Annotated in this window: 16 protein-coding genes; 7 read left to right on the top strand and 9 right to left on the bottom strand. The window is 69.5% G+C overall.

Annotated features, from left to right (window positions below):
• Nucleotides 1-141 precede the first annotated feature (141 nt).
• Together BAY61_RS14700 and BAY61_RS14705 are read left to right on the top strand one after the other, a co-directional pair.
• Nucleotides 142-1,548, top strand: a complete 1,407-nt coding sequence (locus BAY61_RS14700) for a CoA transferase (RefSeq protein WP_091798358.1) — start codon at nt 142-144, stop codon at nt 1,546-1,548.
• 31 nt (nt 1,549-1,579) lie between these two features.
• On the top strand, nt 1,580-2,161 hold the full coding sequence (locus tag BAY61_RS14705; protein WP_091798362.1) for a helix-turn-helix domain-containing protein: 582 nt from the start codon (nt 1,580-1,582) through the stop codon (nt 2,159-2,161).
• Nucleotides 2,162-2,186: 25 nt separating this feature from the next.
• Here BAY61_RS14705 and BAY61_RS14710 read toward each other — a convergent pair whose 3' ends face one another.
• Complete coding sequence (locus tag BAY61_RS14710; protein ID WP_091798365.1) at nt 2,187-2,987, bottom strand: GntR family transcriptional regulator; 801 nt, start codon at nt 2,985-2,987, stop codon at nt 2,187-2,189.
• Nucleotides 2,988-3,080: 93 nt separating this feature from the next.
• Here BAY61_RS14710 and BAY61_RS14715 point away from each other — a divergent pair, with 93 nt between their 5' ends.
• Nucleotides 3,081-4,160, top strand: coding sequence for a YeiH family protein (locus tag BAY61_RS14715; RefSeq protein WP_245866109.1), 1,080 nt, complete (start codon nt 3,081-3,083; stop codon nt 4,158-4,160).
• Nucleotides 4,161-4,171: 11 nt separating this feature from the next.
• Here the strand turns inward: BAY61_RS14715 and BAY61_RS14720 are convergent, their stop codons facing one another.
• From BAY61_RS14720 to BAY61_RS14730, 4 genes are all read right to left on the bottom strand, one after another.
• A complete protein-coding gene (locus BAY61_RS14720; protein WP_091799013.1) occupies nt 4,172-4,780 on the bottom strand; it encodes a response regulator transcription factor in 609 nt (202 codons plus the stop codon).
• A 71-nt stretch (nt 4,781-4,851) separates the two neighbouring features.
• Nucleotides 4,852-6,318, bottom strand: coding sequence for a putative bifunctional diguanylate cyclase/phosphodiesterase (locus tag BAY61_RS14725; RefSeq protein WP_170140004.1), 1,467 nt, complete (start codon nt 6,316-6,318; stop codon nt 4,852-4,854).
• The gene (locus BAY61_RS32890; RefSeq protein WP_170140003.1) at nt 6,278-6,967 is read right to left on the bottom strand and encodes a hypothetical protein; all 690 of its coding nucleotides are present in this window, start codon (nt 6,965-6,967) and stop codon (nt 6,278-6,280) included. Before BAY61_RS32890 ends, BAY61_RS14725 begins: the two co-directional genes overlap by 41 nt.
• A gap of 177 nt (nt 6,968-7,144) precedes the next feature.
• Nucleotides 7,145-7,963 (bottom strand): SAM-dependent methyltransferase, encoded by an 819-nt coding sequence (locus BAY61_RS14730; RefSeq protein WP_091799015.1) that lies wholly within the window; start codon nt 7,961-7,963, stop codon nt 7,145-7,147.
• Nucleotides 7,964-8,124: 161 nt separating this feature from the next.
• Here BAY61_RS14730 and BAY61_RS14735 point away from each other — a divergent pair, with 161 nt between their 5' ends.
• The 3 genes from BAY61_RS14735 to BAY61_RS14745 all read left to right on the top strand — a co-directional run bounded on the left by BAY61_RS14735 (nt 8,125) and on the right by BAY61_RS14745 (nt 12,532).
• Nucleotides 8,125-9,456: a cytochrome P450 gene (locus tag BAY61_RS14735; RefSeq protein WP_091798371.1), complete on the top strand. Its 1,332-nt coding sequence runs from the start codon at nt 8,125-8,127 to the stop codon at nt 9,454-9,456.
• Between the two features lie 20 nt (nt 9,457-9,476).
• Nucleotides 9,477-10,490 (top strand): alpha/beta hydrolase, encoded by a 1,014-nt coding sequence (locus tag BAY61_RS14740; protein WP_245866110.1) that lies wholly within the window; start codon nt 9,477-9,479, stop codon nt 10,488-10,490.
• A 236-nt stretch (nt 10,491-10,726) separates the two neighbouring features.
• Complete coding sequence (locus tag BAY61_RS14745) at nt 10,727-12,532, top strand: AfsR/SARP family transcriptional regulator (protein WP_170140002.1); 1,806 nt, start codon at nt 10,727-10,729, stop codon at nt 12,530-12,532.
• 3 nt (nt 12,533-12,535) lie between these two features.
• Here BAY61_RS14745 and BAY61_RS14750 read toward each other — a convergent pair whose 3' ends face one another.
• The 4 genes from BAY61_RS14750 to mrf form a co-directional block, all read right to left on the bottom strand.
• Complete coding sequence (locus BAY61_RS14750) at nt 12,536-13,186, bottom strand: response regulator (RefSeq protein ID WP_170140001.1); 651 nt, start codon at nt 13,184-13,186, stop codon at nt 12,536-12,538.
• Nucleotides 13,174-14,358: a hypothetical protein gene (locus BAY61_RS14755; RefSeq protein ID WP_091798381.1), complete on the bottom strand. Its 1,185-nt coding sequence runs from the start codon at nt 14,356-14,358 to the stop codon at nt 13,174-13,176. Before BAY61_RS14755 ends, BAY61_RS14750 begins: the two co-directional genes overlap by 13 nt.
• Nucleotides 14,351-15,550: a sensor histidine kinase gene (locus BAY61_RS14760; RefSeq protein WP_091798384.1), complete on the bottom strand. Its 1,200-nt coding sequence runs from the start codon at nt 15,548-15,550 to the stop codon at nt 14,351-14,353. Before BAY61_RS14760 ends, BAY61_RS14755 begins: the two co-directional genes overlap by 8 nt.
• 251 nt (nt 15,551-15,801) lie before the next feature.
• Nucleotides 15,802-16,956 carry a ribosome hibernation factor-recruiting GTPase MRF gene (gene mrf, locus BAY61_RS14765; RefSeq protein WP_091798386.1) on the bottom strand — a complete coding sequence of 385 codons (1,155 nt, stop codon included), beginning with the start codon at nt 16,954-16,956 and terminating at the stop codon, nt 15,802-15,804.
• Nucleotides 16,957-17,007: 51 nt separating this feature from the next.
• Here mrf and rpmB point away from each other — a divergent pair, with 51 nt between their 5' ends.
• A complete protein-coding gene (gene rpmB / locus BAY61_RS14770) occupies nt 17,008-17,244 on the top strand; it encodes a 50S ribosomal protein L28 (RefSeq protein WP_091798389.1) in 237 nt (78 codons plus the stop codon).

A 17,244-nucleotide genomic window follows, 5' to 3' on the forward strand; every position in this document is an offset into this window, starting at 1 on the left:
CGCCGCTCGCCCGCCGGTGCGCGCTTGGCGTTCTCGCGTGCGGGTTGCCGTGGCGCCGGGGTGACGACTGTAGCGCACCCGGCGCGGATCCGTGGTGGACTCGGGTTTTCGGTCAGCTGAGCACACCACGACACTGGAGGCATGCCGGAAGAACCCAGCGACTCCAGCGAAGCCGACGGTATCGATGCCACCACGGCTGAGGCGTGGGCGGCGCTCGGTGGCAGGCCCGCGCTCGCGCGCGGTGTCACCTACTCGACCGCAGGTGACGTGCTCGCGGCACGGCTGCCCGTCAGGAACATGGCAAGGGCCACCGTCGGCGTCTGCTCGCTGGCTGCCGCCGAGTTGCTGGCAACCCGTGACGGCACCCCGGATCTGCCCTCGGTCAGGGTGCGGGAGAGTGCCGTCGCCACCGCGTTCGTCAGCGAACGGCTCTCCCGCGTCGACGGCGAGGAGCCGGTGACGTTCGCGCCGCTTTCCCGGTTCTGGAGAACCGCGGACGGCTGGGTGCGCACCCACGCCAACTATCCGCACCACCGCGAGCGGCTGCTGCGGGTACTGGGGATCGGCGACGACCCCGATCCCGAGCGGGTCGCGCGGCTGGTCGCGGAAGAACTTCGTACGCGTTCCGCAGTGGCGGTGCGGGAAGCTGTCTACGCCGGTGGCGGGCTCGCGGTCGCCGTCGCGGCGCGACCATGCCTCGCGCCCCGCCCGCTGGTCGAGTTCTCCCGGTGGGGCAGGCCGGTTCCCTTGGGGCTGCCCTCGGCGCGGCTTCCCGCCGAGGGAGTCAAGGTGCTCGATCTGACCAGGGTCATCGCGGGCCCGGTCGGCACGCGCACGCTCGCGCTGCTCGGCGCGGACGTGCTGCGGGTCGACGCGCCATGGCTTGAGGAGAGTCCCGGCGCGCACGCCGACACGGGCATGGGAAAGCGTTCTGCCTCGCTCGACCTCGCCTCCAAGGCGGGGAGGAGGACCTTCCGGGACTTGCTTGGCGCCGCCGATGTGGTGATCACCGGTTACCGGCCGGGAGCGCTGGAGAAGTTCGGTGTCTCGGCCGAAGCCATGCTCGCCGAGCACGAGGGGCTTGTCGTCGCTGAACTGTGCGCGTGGGGCTGGGACGGTCCGTGGGCGGGCCGAAGGGGCTTCGACAGTCTCGTCCAGGCGGCGAGCGGGATCGCCGCGATCGAGTCGCCAGGTGAGGGAAAGCCGGGGGCGCTTCCGGCGCAGGCGCTCGATCACGGCACCGGTTACCTGCTTGCCGCCGCCGTCCTGCGTGCGCTCACCGAGCGCGCGGAGCGCGGTGGCGGGCTGGCCCGCCTTTCGCTGGCGGGGACGGCCTACTGGCTGATGCACGGCATCGCGCGAACCGAGCCGGGGAAGGGAAGTTACGACGAAGGGACCTGGCTCGCCGAGCGGCCTTCCGCCCTTGGCGCGCTGCGATACGCGCTGCCACCGGTGAGCTACGACGGCGCACCGGCTGACTGGGCGCGTCCGCCGACACCGTGGGGCGGCGACGATCCGGTGTGGCGCGACCAGGCCGTGGCGATTTGACATTCCGGTTTGCCGAAACTGCAATACGAAGGTGACTGACGACTTCGATGCCGTACTGACCGCGGTGGGGCCACGGTTGCGGGAACTGCGCAAGCGCGCCGGTGCGACCTTGACGGCGCTGTCGGAGACCACCGGAATCGCGGTCAGCACCTTGTCCCGGTTGGAGTCGGGTCAACGCAAGCCGAGCCTCGAACTGCTGCTCCCGCTGGCCAAGGCGTATCAGGTGCCGCTCGACGAACTGGTCGACGCGCCCGCGACGGGAGATCCGAGGGTGTTTCCCCGTCCTTTCACGCGGTACGGGATGACCGTCATTCCGCTGACGAGGCGGCCGGGCGGGTTACAGGCATTCAAGCACGTCCTGCCGCCCGGCTCCGGCAATGACGAACCGGATCCGAGGTCACACGAGGGCTATCACTGGCTGTATGTCCTGAATGGACGATTGAGGCTCATTCTCGGTGAGACGGACATGGTGCTGGAGCCCGGTGAGGTCGCCGAGTTCGACACGCACCTTCCACACTGGTTCGGGGCCGCCGACCAGCGTCCCGTCGAGTACCTCAGCATCCTCGGCCCGCAGGGCGAGCGATTTCACGTCAGGGCGCGATACCGGCCGTGACCAGCCGGCAGCGCGGACGGTGCCGTCAGGAACGGCTCGTGCCGCGCGGTGCGGTTTCGGCCATCGCGGGTGGCGCGCCGAGCGGGGTGAGCCGGTAGCCCGTGCTCGCGGTGAATTCCGCGCTGAGCGCGAAGCGATCACCCCTGACGAGAGTGTGCCGCCATTCGACCGGCCTTCCCTGCGCCCTGCCGAGCCGGTTGATCGAGAAGGCGGCCGTCGTCGCGCCGAGATGGGCCTGTTCGGACTCGGTGGGAATGACGGCGTGTACTTCCTCGTGCCCCGTGTCGAGCCGCAGGTCGGCTCTGGCGGCCAGTTCGGTGTAGAGGCCGGTGTGCGTGAAGTCGACGTCGAGCAGGGGTGCCGCCAGCGCCGCCGGTAGCCACACGCGGTCGAGCGCGAGGGGTTCCCCTCCGGCGAGCCGCAGCCGTTCCAGGTACACCAGCGGCGTCGAGCCGTCCAGTCCGAGCCGGTCGGCGACGACGCCGTCCGCGCGCACGTCCAGCGCGTGCACGACGCTGTGCTGGGACAGTCCGGCCGCCTCGACCGAGGCGAACAGGCTGTAGAGCGCACCGAGCGGCTGCTGGATCTCCGGAGCGGGCGCGACCCTGGGCTGGCGGCCCCTCGCGGCGACGACGACGCCCTCGGCCCTGAGATGCCGCAACGCCTGCCGGACGGTCGAGCGGCTGACCTCGTACTCGGCCACGAGCGCGAGCTCGCCGGGGAACTGGTCGCCGAATTCGCCGGAATCGAGCCTGCGCGCCAGATCGTCCAGCAGTTGCCGCCACAGCGGCGCGGTGCCGTCTCGTTCCAGTACCCGTGCCGCCATCGCACCTCCTCCGTGGTGAGCCACGTTACCCATTGCCAAATGTTCGTACATTCTCTAGCTTAAATGTACGAACATTTGAGTGGAAGGTGGGACATGGCCGGTCTGGGGATCGAGGTCCCGGCCACCGTCATGGGCGCGCCCCGGCTGCACGCCGCCTTCCGGCGCGTCGCCGGAACGGCGCCGGGACTGCTGGTGGCCCTCGCCGTCGCCGCCGTGGCGACGGCGCTCGGCACACTCGTCCCCGTCGTCGGCGGCCCCGTGTTCGGCATCGTGCTCGGAGCGGCGCTTGCCGCGGCAGTGCCGTCGATGCGCGGTTCCCGATTGCGTCCCGGCTACGACGTCGCGGGCAAGCCGGTCCTCCAGTTGTCCATCGTGGTACTGGGAACCGGCCTTTCCCTGAGGCAGGTGTGGCAGGTGGGTGGCGAGTCGCTGCCCGTCATGCTCGGCACCCTCGCCGTCGCGCTGGCAGGCGCGGCGCTGCTCGGGCGGCTGCTCAAGGTCGGCGGCGACACCAGCACCCTCATCGGTGTCGGTACCGGGATTTGCGGTGCCTCGGCCATTGCCGCGACCACGGCGGTTCTCAAGCCGAAGGACCGCGACGTCGCCTACGCGCTCGGCACCATCTTCACCTTCAACATCGTCGCCGTGCTCGTGTTCCCGCCCATCGGGCGGTTGCTCGGGATGGACCCGCACGCGTTCGGGCTGCTGAGCGGCACGGCCATCAACGACACCTCATCCGTCGTCGCGGCCGCCTACGCCTACGGCGCCGACGCGGGGGAGTACGCGATCGTGGTCAAGCTGACGAGAGCGCTGATGCTCGTGCCGATCGTCATCGGAATCGCCTTGCTCGTCGCAAGAAGGCAGCAGCGCGCGGCGGGCGGCGCGGCGCACACGGGACGGATTCCCTGGCACAAGGTGGTTCCGCTGTTCCTCGTCGGGTTCGTCGCGGCCGCCGCGCTCGGCAGCCTCGGGGTGATCCCGAACGGATGGCAGCCCGCGCTGGCCTGGCTCGGCACCTTCCTCATCACCACCGCGCTGGCCGGGATCGGGCTCGCGATGCGGCCCTCGGATCTCCGTGGCGCCGGGCCGAGGCCGCTGCTGCTCGGTGGCGTGCTGTGGATCGCGGTCACGGTGACCAGCCTCGGGCTACAGGCGCTCACCGGCATGGTGTGAGCCCTCGGCGGTCACAGCCAGCCCTCGGCGGCCGCGATCCTGGTCGCTCCGGCCGGGTCGTGGGCTTCCAGCTTCGCGACCGACGAGGCCAGCAGATCCCTGACGACCCCTCGGGAGAGCCGGAGCCGCTTGGCCATGGCGCGTGCGGAGGTTCCCTCGGCGACCTGCCGGAGTACCTCGATCTCGTGGCGGGTGAGCGGATTGGACTCGACGTTCACCGTCGAATAGGCCAGCCGGTACCCGACCACTTTGCGGCCTGCCGCCGCCGCGCGGATCGCCTCGGCGAGTTCCCTTCCTCGCGCGTCGCGCGGTACGAAACCGCTCACGTGTTCGTCGGCGTCGCGGCCGAGGTTGGCGGGCCTCCCGTCCGTGGTGACGACCAGCGTGCGGCACTGGGGAAGGGCGCGGTGCAGCCGCACCGCCAGCGGTAGCCCCGCCAGGCCGGGCATGGTGATGTCGATGACGGCCACGTCGGGCTTGCCGGCGGTCGCGGTGGCCACCACGTCGGCGGCGCCGTCGGTCACCGAGGCCACCACGTCGATGTCGGTCTCCGGCTCCAGCGAGTCGGCGAGGCTGTTTCCTCGCACCAGGATGTCCTCGGCGAGCAGTACGCGAATCACCTCGGCTCCCTTCTTCCGGTGAAGCAAGCCTAAGCCGGGAACAGGCAACTCGCTCGCGGCGGAACTCGGCGTCAGGAGCGCAGCCTTCCGGTGATGTCACAGGGCGGGCAGGGCGCGCCGAACAGTTCACCGGTCGCCGTGTCGGCTCCGGCGTCCCGCCACCAAGCAGCCTGCCGAGCGGTGGTGACACCGTCGACGGTCACACTCGCTCCCGCCTTGTGGGCCAGCGGCACGAGCGTGTGCAATCCCGTCGAATCGTCGCCGCTCGCGCGTTCGACGAGCCGTTTGTCGACGCGCATGCTCCGCACGGGAAGGTCCTGCGCGGCGGCGATGTCGGCCGGGCCGAGATCGCCGCCGTCGATCCCGGCCCGGATTCCCGCGTCCGCGAGTGCGGTCAAGTTCACGACCGCATCGTGCAGTTGTAGCGCGCGAGCGGGAAAGCCCACCGTGAGCCGCCGTGGAGTGAGCCCGGATTCCTGCCTGGCCTGCTGAATCCTGGCGACGAGGCCGGAGTCCAGTGCCTGGTGCGCGGTCAGCCCGATCGAGAGCATGAGTTCCGGGTCGCCGCTCTGTTGCCACCACACGACCTGGCCCATCGCGACGCGCCACACCGCCTCGCCGAGCGGGAGAATGAAACCGGTCTGCTCCGCCAGCGCCGAACACCGGTCGTGCCCGATGGTGCCGAGGGCGGGGTGGTCCCACGACAACCGCGCTTCGACGCCGACGGTCCGGAAGTCGGTCAACCGCACCCACGGCTGGTAGCGCACGGACAGCTGGCCGTTCTCCCAGGCTCCGGGCAAACCGGCAGCCAGCGCGTGCGCTTGCCTGTCTCGCGTGTCCCTGTCCTGGTCGGCGGCGGCCCATTGGCCCTTGCCCCGCGCTTTGGCCCTGCGCAGGGCCAATCCGGCGTCGCGGAGTATCGCGTCGGGACCGGCCGAGGGCGCGCGCGTTCCCGCGACGCCCGCGCTGACCGAGATCGCGATGCCGTCGTCACCGACGAAGAGCGGTTCGGCCAGTTCCCTGTGGACCTCCGCGATGAGGGCGCCCGGATCCGGTGGCGTCGCGGAGTTCTCGATCACGACGCCGAACTCGTCGGCGTCAAGCCGGGCGACCATGGCTTCGTGGCCGGCGAACGCGTTCTCCAGCTGCCCCGCGACGTGCACGAGGACTCGTTCCGCCGCCGGGCCACCGAGTCCGGTGCGGACGAGGCTGAATTCGTCGATGTCGAACAGGAACACGGTGACGCCGAGATCGGCACCGGGCAGCACGCCTTCGAGGTGGGTGGTGAAGAACTGCCGGTTGGGAAGGCCGGTCAGGGCGTCGTGCAGGGCCTGCCTGCTCAGTTCGTTGCGCAGCAGGGTCAGTTCGGTGCCGTCTTCGAAGACCGCGCTGAACCGATAGGGCCGGCCGTCCGCGTCGCGCAGCACGGACAGGGCCAGCGAGATGTCGGCGGCGTCGCCTTCCCCGCGCAGCAGGCGCAACGGCCGGGTGATGCGCTCACCCTCGTGCTTCAGCAAATCCGCGAGGTCTTCGCGCAAGTCTTGGAGTGAGCCGGGGTGCGTGATGTCGCCGAGGCAGAGCTGGGAAAGCTGAGCGGGCGAGTATTCCAGGATCGCGCACGCCGTCGTTGTGGCGCACGATCCGCTCGTCCAGCCCGATGTCCAGAATGCCGCTCGACGAGGACCTTGCGACCTCGTCGAACCGGGCTTCGCTTCGCTCAAGGTTGCTTCGCGCGTCCCGGACCGCCTTGACCAGCGTGCGCTGCATGTGGTCCTGCTGCGCGAGTGTCGCGCGCAGGCTGGCCGTGACGAAGCCGGAAGCCAGCGAGCCGAGCCCGAGGATGATCCGCTCCGCGAACCGCTCGGCGGGCTGGAACCGGGCCAGCGAGGGCAGTCCTTTGCCGAGCGTGTCGATCGTGCAGCGCAACCCCGCCTCGCCGACGTAGCCGAGATCGACGAGGCGTTCGCCGACCAAGGCCGCCGCCTCCGTGTTCGCCGGTCCCTTTTCGATCGCGGCGCACAATTCGGCGAGCAGGCTTCTGAGCTGGTCGCCGAAAACCTCGCCTTCCAAGGACACGACGACGTGTCCGCTGAGCTGGTAGACCCATTTGCGGGCCAGCAGTGTCTCGTCGCGGGAGTCATCCGGATATCCGGGTGCGCCCGCCCGATCTCTGGGTGGGTTCGGCATTCACATGACCCTGCCGTGAAGGTTTGGATTGGAAATGACCGGCGGAATCTTACCCACACGACGACGGCCGCCGCTCACCTGACGGAGTGAAACCACGGTCCGGGTTTTGACAATCGTTCGGCCCATGAATGACACCTTGATGCAAGGCCGTCAGAATCATGTGGCGGATGCGTTTTGTCAGGGTTTTCGGCCCACGCCCCCGTAAACGAGCATGTTCATGTCGGGTTTATCGGATATGTCCGCGGGCCCGCGTGGCCGCCATTCTCCGCAGCCGACGAGTCCGGGCTCGACGAGTTCGAACCCGGCGAACAACGCGGTTATTTCGGCATGGCCGCGGGCATTGACCTGATCAGGGCTCTTGCTCTTTTTGATGACGTCGGTCGCCTCGGTGAGGTTGTCGCCCTGATGGTCGGCCGACACGTGGGTCATCGCGAGCTGAGAACCGCTCGCGAGGGGTGCCAGATACCGTTTCATGAGACCTGCCGGATCCGAATCGTCGGGAATCCAGTGCAGCATCAGCAACATCAACAGGCCGACCGGTTCGTCGAGATCGAGCAGATTCCGCGCGGCGGAGCTGGCGAATATGGCCTCCGGTTCGCGCATGTCCGCGTTGAGGACGGCCGCCCTTTCGTTTCCGGTGAGGATCAGTTCGCTGTGCGCGACCGCGACCGGATCGCGGTCGACGTAGAGCACTCTGCACTCCGGGTCGCGTCCCTGCGCGACCTCGTGCACGTTGGCCACGGTCGGGATTCCCGACCCGATATCGAGGAATTGCCTGATCCCGCTGTCCATCATGAAACGCACGGCCCTGGCGAGAAAAGCCCTGTTGACGCGTGCGGCGTGCCGCAATCCCGGCATCACCCTCTCGATCTTGTCGCCGATCTCCCTGTCGACGGCGAAATTGTGGCCGCCACCGAGCAGATAGTCGTAGGTGCGGGCCATGCTGGGCACGGAGATGTCGACTCCGTCGGGAATCCAGGCGTGATCTTCGGTCACGGGAAACACCTCTTCGTCGGCGAAGGGGACGAGCTTAGCGGCTGGGCCAAGGGGCGGTGGCCTTCGGTGGAACGCCTTGTATCCCACCCGAACGGTCTACTGCGCACTTCCGCCAGACGGGCCTATATTTGTCGTCCCATTCGGCGTCGAACGGAGTAGAGATGTCCGCTCCGGTGGCGCCGGGCCGCTGGCCTTTGCTGGGGCATACTCCCGCGATGCTGCGCCGCCGGTTCGCGTTCACCTCGGCGCTGCGCGAACACGGCGACATCGTGACGATCTTCCTCGGCCCGATGCGCGTGCATGTCGTCACCAGCCCTTCGCTGACCCATGAGGTCCTTGTCGCCAAGGGCGGAAGTTTCAGCAAGGGCGCCATGTTCGACAAGTTCGCGCCATATCTCGGAAACGGGCTGCTGCTGTCGAACGGGAAGTTCCACCTTCGGCAGCGCAGGCTGATCCAGCCCGCGTTCCACCGCGACCGGATCGCGCGGTACGCGACGACGATGGTGTCGGCGGCGACCGAACTGACCGATTCGTGGCGAGCCGGTGAGGTGCGGGCCGTCGAGGAGGACATGCAGGCTCTCGCGGTCACGATCGTCGGCGAGGCGCTGTTCTCCACCGATATCGGAAAGCGGGCCATCGCCGAGGCGCGCAGGTCGATCTTCCTGGTGATCAAACAGGGGATGGCGCGGGCGCTGTCGCCGGGCATCGTTGAGCGGCTTCCGTTGCGTGCCAACAGGGAATTCGACGAGGCGATCGCGCGTATGCGCGCGATCGGCATGGAGGTCATCGCCGATTCTCGCGAAGGTGGAGCCGATCACGGCGACGTGCTGTCGATGCTGTTGCTCGCGCAGCACGAGGACACCGGCGCCGGAATGACCGACCGGCAGGTCTACGACGAGGTGCTCACCCTGCTGACGGCGGGAATCGAGACGACGGCGCTGGCGCTGGCCTGGGTTTTCCACGAGGTCGCCGCGCATCCGGACGTGGAAAGGAAATTGCACGCGGAACTGGACGAGGTGCTGGAAGGGCCGGTGACGTTCGCCGACATTCCGCGATTGACCTACACCGCGCGAGTCGTGGACGAGGTACTGCGCATGTATCCGGTGTGGATTCTCATGCGGCGCGCGCTGACCGATGTCGAACTCGGGGGCGTGCGCATTCCGGAAGGCGCTGAGGTTATCGTGAGTCCACACGCGCTTCATTTCGATCCGGATTCCTACGAGGACCCGCATCGTTTCGACCCCGACCGGTGGTCGCCCGCTCGCGCGAAGGATATTCCCAAAGGGGCTTTCATTCCGTTCGGGGCAGGAACCCGGCAATGCGTGGGCAACGTTTTCGCGAGGACCGAAATCATCATCACGCTGGCGACCGTGGCCGCGAAATGGTGGCTGGTGCCCGTTCCCGGAAAACCGGTGAAGATGAAATTCACCTCCGCCGCTTACCCGGACGGGCTGCTGATGACGGTGACGCCGCGGACGCCCCGCGAACAGTGAGAAACAGTGGAGGTAGTTTCGTGCACAGCCGTTTTCGTCGGCTTGGTGCCGTTGTCGGCGCGGCGCTCGGTCTCACTCTCGTCGTCGCGCCCGGCCCCGCGGGGGCAGGTCCGGCGGCGACGTGCGAGGACCTGCGGACCCCCGTGACCGTCGCCGGTACGGCGCAGGCCATGTACGGCAGGCTGTGTGTGCCCGCAGGGGCGACACAGGTCCAGGTGCTCATTCCCGGCGGCACCTACGACAGCTCGTACTGGGACATCGGGTACGAACCGTCGCTTCGCTCCTACCGGCTCGCGATGAACGAGGCGGGAATCGCGACGCTGGCGCTCGACCGGCTGGGAACCGGGCGGAGTTCGAAACCGCTCAGCGCGCTGGTGACCGCGTCGGCCCAGGCCAGTGCCGCTCATCAGGTGATACGGACGCTGCGGCCGAGATTCGACGAGGTCGTCGTCGGCGGCCATTCGATCGGCGCGGCGATGGCGATGATCGAGGCGGGCAACTACCACGACGTCGACGGTGTCGTCGTCACGGACATGACCCACCGGATGAACTATCTGACGGTGATCCCGGTGCTGGCCAACATGATTCCGGCCCCGCTCGACCCCGTTCTCCGGAGCAGGGGACTCGACCTCGGCTATCTCACGACGGCACCCGGCACGCGCTACGACGCGTTCCACTCCCCGGGGCCGGAGGACGACGGCGCGATCGCCTACGACGAGTCCACGAAGGATGTCTTCGCCGCGACGGAGGCCGTCGACACGATTCTGATGACCAACGTGGTCATCCCGGCGACGAAGCGGATCGACGTGCCGGTGCTGCTCGTCGTCGGTGACGGCGACGAGCACTTCTGCGGCGCGCCGCTGGGCAGCGATTGTTCCTCGGCCGAGGCGCTGCGGGCTTCGGAGGCACCGTACTTCTCGCCGGAGGCGAGGCTGGAGACCTACGTCCTCGACGGCTACGGGCACGCCATCAACTACGCGCCCAACGCGCGGCAGTACTTCTCCGTCGTCGCCGAGTGGGCGAGCCGCCTCTGAGTCCAGCGTGCCCGGTCCACTCTCAGTGGTCCTTCTGTCCGGAATCGTCGTTAAGTCCGCTCGTTTTGTCGGCCGAATGACCGACACGGCCCTCCTCGCGCGCTGGATAGCGTCGCTGTCAGTAAAAGAGGTGTGGCGTCTCCGGTGACGGTGAGGCGAGGCGTGAGAGGACGAAGGTGGACCGGGTTTCTATTGGCATTCTTGGCGATCTCGATGTACGTGTCGGGGGCAAGCAGGTGCCGATTCCGAGAGGGAGACTCCACCTGCTGCTCGCCGCGCTCGCCTTGCGCGCCGGTCAGTTCGTCAGCACCGAGGAACTGATCGACCACGTGTGGGGCGAGGAGGTCCCGCCCGGTGCGAGGACGACGCTGCGTGCCTATATCAAGCGGCTGCGGGCCAGGCTGCGCGAGCCGGGCGCGGGCGGCGAGGACGGCGCGGCACGGCTCATCGAGGCCCGGCCCGGCGGTTACCTGCTCGCCGTCGAGGAGGCAGGCACCGATCTGCACGGCTTCCGGGCGCTGTGGGCGCGTGCCACCTCGGGTGAGGGAAACGAGCTGGCCGCGCTCGACGAGGCATTGGCGCTGTGGCGGGGAAAACCCCTCGCCGGTTTGCAGCCGCTGCCGTGGGTGGTCGAGACGGCGTCCGGTCTGACCGAGGAGTGGTTGCGGGCCGTCGAGCGCAGGGCCGACCTGCTCATCGAGCGCGGTGGCAAGGCCGCTTTCGACGCGGTGGCCGTCGAGTTGCGAGTACTGCTGGCCGAGTACCCGTTCAGGGAAAGCCTGTGGCGGCGGCACATTCTCGCCCTGCATCTCGGTGGCCGGAGCGCGGAGGCGCTGCTGAGGTACGACGAGGTGCGCAGGTTGCTCGCCGACCAGCTCGGGGTCGAACCCTCGGCCTCGCTGCGCTCGCTGTACCACCGCATTCTCACCGCGGCCGACGACGGCGGCGAGCCGGACATCGCCGAGCCCGGTGTGCCGTCCCCGCCGTCCCAGCCACCCAGAGGGCGGCAACCGGGGGAGACCGGCGACGACGGTGCGGCGGCGCCTCGGCCCGAACTCGTCGGGAGGCGGCGCTGTCTCGCCGCGCTGGACGCGTTGCTGGATTCGCGGCACCGGCCGGGGATCATCGTCGTCGACGGGCCTGCCGGTGTCGGGAAGACCGCGCTCGCGAGGTACTGGGCAGCCTCGGCCGCCGGGAAGTTTCCCGGTGGACCGGTGCGGGTCAATCTGCGTGGTTTTCATTCGCGGCCACCGCTCGGGGTGCGGGAGGCGCTGGCGAGGCTGCTGCAAGGGGCAGGGGTCGGCGAAGCCGAACTGCCGAGGGGACTTTCCGGTCGCTCGGCGATGTTCACCGAGCTCACGGCGGCGCGGCCGATGCTGGTGCTGCTCGACAACGCGCACGATGCCGAGCAGGTCAGGCATCTGCTTCCCGCCAGCGGCAGCCTCGCGGTCGTCACGAGCCAGCGGCAGCTCAGGGGACTCGTCGCGAGGGAGGGAGCCAGCAGGCTGACGCTTGGCAGGCTCGATCCGGACGAGGGAGTCCAGCTCGTCACCGCGCTCGGCGGCCCGGCGGTCACCGGCGCGCGCCGCGGCGAGATCGAGGAACTGGTGGAGTTGTGCGCAGGGCTGCCACTCGCGCTGCGGATCGCCGTCGAACAGCTTGCCAGGGTCCCCTCGCTGACCCCTGCCGGGCTCGCGGTGGAATTGCGGGACGAGCGGAGCAGGCTGGCGTTGCTGGAAACCGGCGACGACGACTCGGCGAGCATCCGCGGAACCCTCGGCAGAGCACACCAGCTTCTCGGTCCGGGTGAGGCGACGTTGCTGGGAAAGCTCGCACAGCACGCGGAAGCCGAATTCGGCCTCGACGACGCCGCTGCCCTGCTCGCCGTGGGCCAGGGCAAGGCGCACACGCTGCTGAACGGCCTCGTCTCGCTCAACCTCGTCGAGCAGCTCAGCCTGCGCCGCTACCGGTTGCCCTGCCTGCAACGCGCCGTCGCCGGCGAACTGCTGCCGAAGCCGAGGGCGCTCAACGCCGTGCGATGAGCGCTACAGGTCGTCGACCTGGACGAGCCCGTCCTGGATGGCGCGGGCGACGAGCGCGGCCTTGCTCCTGGCCGGGCGGCCGACGTTGGCGTACTTGAGCCGGACCCGGTCGAGGTAGGTGGTGACCGTCTTGGCCGAGATGTTGAGGCGCTGCGCGACGAGGTCGCGTGACTCGCACTGGAACCATTCGACAAGCACCTCCTCTTCCCTCGCCGAGAGCTGCGGCCGGTCCGAGCGGGTGTTGGCACTCAGCGCACCGGCCAGCGCGGGCGGCGTGTACGGCCGGTCCTCACCGGCCGCGATGGTGGCGGCGACGAGGTGGTCGGCGCCCTCGGTCTTGGTGAGGTAGGTGAACGCGCCGATGTCGAGGCAGGTGAGCGCGGCCTGCTCGTCGTCGCGCATCGTGTACACGATGACTCGGCGGCCCGCGTCGACCAGCCTGCGCAGGTCCCCGTAAGCCGGGACGCCTCTGCTGGACAACTGCAAGTCGAACACCACGACGTCGGCCGTGTCCCCCGGCGGCAGCCAGGCCGCCTTCGCGGTCGCTCCAGCCGCGACCACCCTGATCGGCCGTGGCGCCGAGGCATACCAGTGCTCGACGCCGACGACGATGGCGGGATGGTCGTCGACCACCGTCACCGTTATCTCGGCCATCGCGCCTCCACCCACAACTTCCCGTCCTTGATCGTGACACTGACGTCGACGTGCTCCGCCGGCGCGAGCGCCTCGGTCGTGTCGCCTGGCGCGTCCGCGACGACGCTCACCCTCACCGTGCTACTGGTCCGGACCACTGTGGCACGTGCGGCCGACCCCGCGGCGGTCAGCACCGCGGACGCGACGCCGACCAGTTCGTGCCGTGCCGGTTTCGGTATCTCCCTCACCGCGCCGCGCACCGCGAGATGCACCGAGACCCCGTGCCGTTCGGCCACGTCGATGCCCGCTCTCAGCTCGTGCACCAGCCGGTCGGCGACGTCGTCGCTTTCCGCGAAGAGCTGCCGCATCCGCGCGGCCTCGACGGCGCAGGCGCGCCGGGTGTGCGGATCATCGGGATCGCGGGTCCCGTCCGCGAGGCCGCGCAGCAGCGGCACCGTCGTGCCCGCGAGCGTCGCGTAGCGAGCTTGATAGTCCCTGTGCGTGTAGTCGGCGACCGCCTCTTCCGTGCGCAGGCGCTCCTCCTGCGCGGCGGCCTCAGCCGCGACAACGGCTGTCCTGCGCAACAGGTGGGTGGTGAGCCCGACGGCGAACTGGAAACCGCACACCGACACCGCGGCCATCGCCATCGCGGCGAGCGCCGCGCTGTGCGGAATGCCCTTCAGCACCACCTCGCCCGCGCTGATCAGCACGTGCAACACGAGAAAGGCGCCCATTGCCCTCAGTGGAAGGTCGAACAACAACGCGAGGCCGTACCAGCCGATGAGCCCGAACGACCAGTCCGGCGCGGAGATCAGCCAGTCCGAGGGGATCGCGACCGAGGCGAGAACACCGGCGAGCAGGCAGACCACCGCCATCGAGGTGTTGCGCTTTCCGCACACATTCTTGTCGGCCGCGATCACGTAGATCGTGCCCATCGCCACCGCCGTCAGCATCCCGAAGGCGACGAGTTCCGGCCACCACGGCCGGTGTGCCTCGCTGTTCGCGATGAGCCGGGGCAGGCACATGACGAACTGCACGGTGAGCGCGACGAGCAGGATCGCGATCCGCGTTCCCCTCAGCAGCCGGTCGCGGGTGCGCTCGGCGACTCCGGGTTCCGCGCGCTGGTCCCTCCCGCGGAGGTTGTCACTGCCGCTGCCCGTGCTCGGGGCGGGCAGGGCCGCCGGTTCAGCCATGCCAGCTCCAGCGGACGGTCGTGCCCTCGCCCGGCGCGGATTCGATCTCGGCGCTGCCGCCTGCCGCCGCCATCCTGCCGACGATGGAACCGGCGAGCCCGCGCCGGTGCTCCGCGACTGCATTGGGGTCGAAACCCCGGCCCTCGTCGGCCAGTTCGACGACGAGCCCGCCACCGTGGCCACCGACGATGCTGTCGACGCGCAGTGTCGCGGTCCGCACGGAGGCGTGTCTCGCGACGTTGCTGATCGCCTCAGCGACGCCGTGCGCGATGGCGAGCCCCGGCGTCGCGGGCAGCAGAAGTGAAGGGGGGAGCCGGTGCTCGACCGCCAGCGCGGGATGCTCGATCGCGTCGGCGAGCAGTGCGACGAGGTCGACCTCGGCGCCGGGGCTGCCGAGCGTGGCTGGCCCCCGCTCGGCCGGTGCCGAGGTCAGTGCGGTGAGGATGGCTACGTCCTTGCCCGCGCGCTCGGGTAGCCAGGCCCTGCTCCGCTCGTTCGTCCCGGCGACCCCGAGCGACACCATGAGCAGGGTCGCGCTCGCGGTGTCGTGCAGCGTCGCCAGATACTCCCGTTCGGCTGCCCTTCGCGCGGCGGCGACACTCGCGGCTTTGCGCTGTTCGGCCGCTCGCGCGATACTGCGGTCCGCGGCTCGCGCGCGCGATCTGATGACGACGTAGGCCAGGCGGGACAGTCCCGTCTCGGCGAGCAGTCGCACACCGAGCAGCAGGTCGTCCGGCTTCGTGGAGGGCAGCGCGGTGCCGGCCGTGTAGGCGATGGCGGCGGTGACCGAGACCGCGAGCGCGAGCCACGGCCGGTTCGGCAGCTCGTACTGGATGCCGATGGCGGTGATGGAGGCGATCGCGAATGCCCAGCCGTTGAAGGAATCCGGCCCTGTCCATTGCTGGGTGAGCCCGGCGACCAGCACGACGAGCGCGGCGGCGGCAGCGACGACCGGCTCCGGCGGCCGCTGTCGGAGCCAGCGGAGACTGAACCCGCACCAGATCAGCGCCAGCGCGCCCACCGCGATCGCGGCGGGGAGATACGGATCGGGGGTCACCATGACCCCGATTCCGGCGCACGGTAGGACGACCAGCACCCTGACCCACACCGCGTAGCGCTGGAAGGCCCTGTTGAGACTGTGCTCGGTCGTCCGCAGGTCGCCGTGCCGAGGCGCCGCAACGGCGGTTGTCACGGCTGTCCTCCATTCACGGCGCGGCGGTCAGTGGCTCCTCGCGCCGAGCCTCCTGTTCGCGGTGACGAGGTGTGGCACGTTCGGCAGGCGGAGGTTTCGGGGCCGCGTTCGCCGGGCCGTGCCTGCCGGGAAGTGGGGAGCCGCAGCGAGGTTACCCGATCGTGACGCGGCGCCGGTGGGGGTCCGGGCAACCCCGCGCCGTGCTGATCCGGCCGCCCCGTGACCTCGGCGGATGCCGTCGCGCACCGGGCTTACCCGGTCTTGTGCCGCCCGGTGATCACCGTGCCGCGCTCGGCGATCTCCTCGTCGGTCAGCAGCGCGTGCTCCAGTGCCTCGGTGATGGTGGCCGGATCCGCGGCGTCGGCGACGATCACCAGTTCCTGTGCCCTGTCGCCGAAGACCGGATGCCAGCGCAGCGAGGCGAGTGTCCTTCGCTCCGGAGAGACCTCCGCCCACGCCGGTCCTTCCGGTGCATCGAGCCAGCCGCCCGCGTGCCCGATCCCGAGCCCGCCTCCCGCCGATTCGATCCACAGCGTGATGTCGGGCCGCCCCGCCACCCACGCCCTTCCTCTCGTCCGCACGACGCCGTCGAGCAAAATCTCCAGCGCGTCGTGGAGCCGGTGTGGATGAAACGGGCGAGCCGAGGCGAACGGGACGATCGTGACGCCGCAGTCGGTGTGCAGCGGCGGCGCTCCCCGCAGTAGCGCCGCGTGTGGATCGCGGGGTCTGCCCCGGTACGCCTCGCCGGAGACGAAACCGGAGAGTGCCAGCGGGTCGATGGCCGACAGTTCGAGAATCGCGGCGAGCGGGGCGATCCGCTCCAGCACGGCGCCCGTCTTCGCCGCCGACCACGCGTCCGTCGCGTCGCCGGAGACGGCGAGAATGTCGGCGAACTCGGCCTGCGCCAGTGCGACCTGGGCGACGGTGCGGTCGTCGCCGTCGCACCCGCGCTCGGCCATGGTGTCCTCGCCGGTCGCGTCCCCGAGCCAGGTCGCGACGTCGATGGCCGTGACGACGGCTTCGACCTCGACGTCGGTGCTCACCGGACGGCCGTCGACGAGGACCTCGCCGAGTGCCCTGCATATCGGTTCCGGCTCCAGCGCCTCGTCGAGCCGGACGACGATCCGGTTCACCTCCGGCCTTCCGGCGAGCTCCCGCAACAGGGGCAGCAGGTCGTCCCTCAGCGTGCAGGAGGCGCACCCGTGCGCGAGCGCGACGGTGGTGAGCGCTTCCCTCGGGCCGCATCGCAGGTGTCGTGACACGAATCCGGCGGCGATGTCGCGCAGGTCGTGGTGGACGACCGCGGTGTGGCGATCAGCGGCGTGGAACCGGTCGGCCAGCAACCGGGCCGCTTCGGTGGCGAGTCCGCCGATGAGGACGAGGGGTACGCGGTGCGTGTCGGTCACGGTCGGCTACTCTAAATGAAAACGATAACCAATATCAACAAGGGAGATCGCGTGTCCGCGGTGTGTCAGGTCACGGGCAGTGGGCCCGGGTTCGGGAAACAGGTGTCGCATTCGGGAATGAGGACGTCGCGGCGATGGGGCGTCAACGTCCAGTCGCGGCGGTACTGGGTGCCCAGTATGGGCCGCTGGGTGCGGCTGACCGTGTCGGCGAAAGGCATCAAGACCATCGACAAGCAGGGGATCGACGCGGTCGTCGCGCGCCTCGCCGCGCGAGGGGAGAGGTTCTGA

Source organism: Prauserella marina, from assembly GCF_002240355.1.
Lineage (GTDB): Bacteria > Actinomycetota > Actinomycetes > Mycobacteriales > Pseudonocardiaceae > Prauserella_A > Prauserella_A marina.

What these genes read in the sequence shown, in the direction of transcription:
- BAY61_RS14750 (WP_170140001.1), bottom strand. Translation starts at nt 13,186, where the DNA reads ATGGCCGAGATAACGGTGACGGTGGTCGACGACCATCCCGCCATCGTC.
- BAY61_RS14710 (WP_091798365.1), bottom strand. Translation starts at nt 2,987, where the DNA reads ATGGCGGCACGGGTACTGGAACGAGACGGCACCGCGCCGCTGTGGCGG.
- BAY61_RS14700 (WP_091798358.1), top strand. Translation starts at nt 142, where the DNA reads ATGCCGGAAGAACCCAGCGACTCCAGCGAAGCCGACGGTATCGATGCC.
- BAY61_RS14755 (WP_091798381.1), bottom strand. Translation starts at nt 14,358, where the DNA reads ATGGCTGAACCGGCGGCCCTGCCCGCCCCGAGCACGGGCAGCGGCAGT.
- BAY61_RS14735 (WP_091798371.1), top strand. Translation starts at nt 8,125, where the DNA reads ATGTCCGCTCCGGTGGCGCCGGGCCGCTGGCCTTTGCTGGGGCATACT.
- BAY61_RS14715 (WP_245866109.1), top strand. Translation starts at nt 3,081, where the DNA reads ATGGCCGGTCTGGGGATCGAGGTCCCGGCCACCGTCATGGGCGCGCCC.
- BAY61_RS32890 (WP_170140003.1), bottom strand. Translation starts at nt 6,967, where the DNA reads ATGCCGAACCCACCCAGAGATCGGGCGGGCGCACCCGGATATCCGGAT.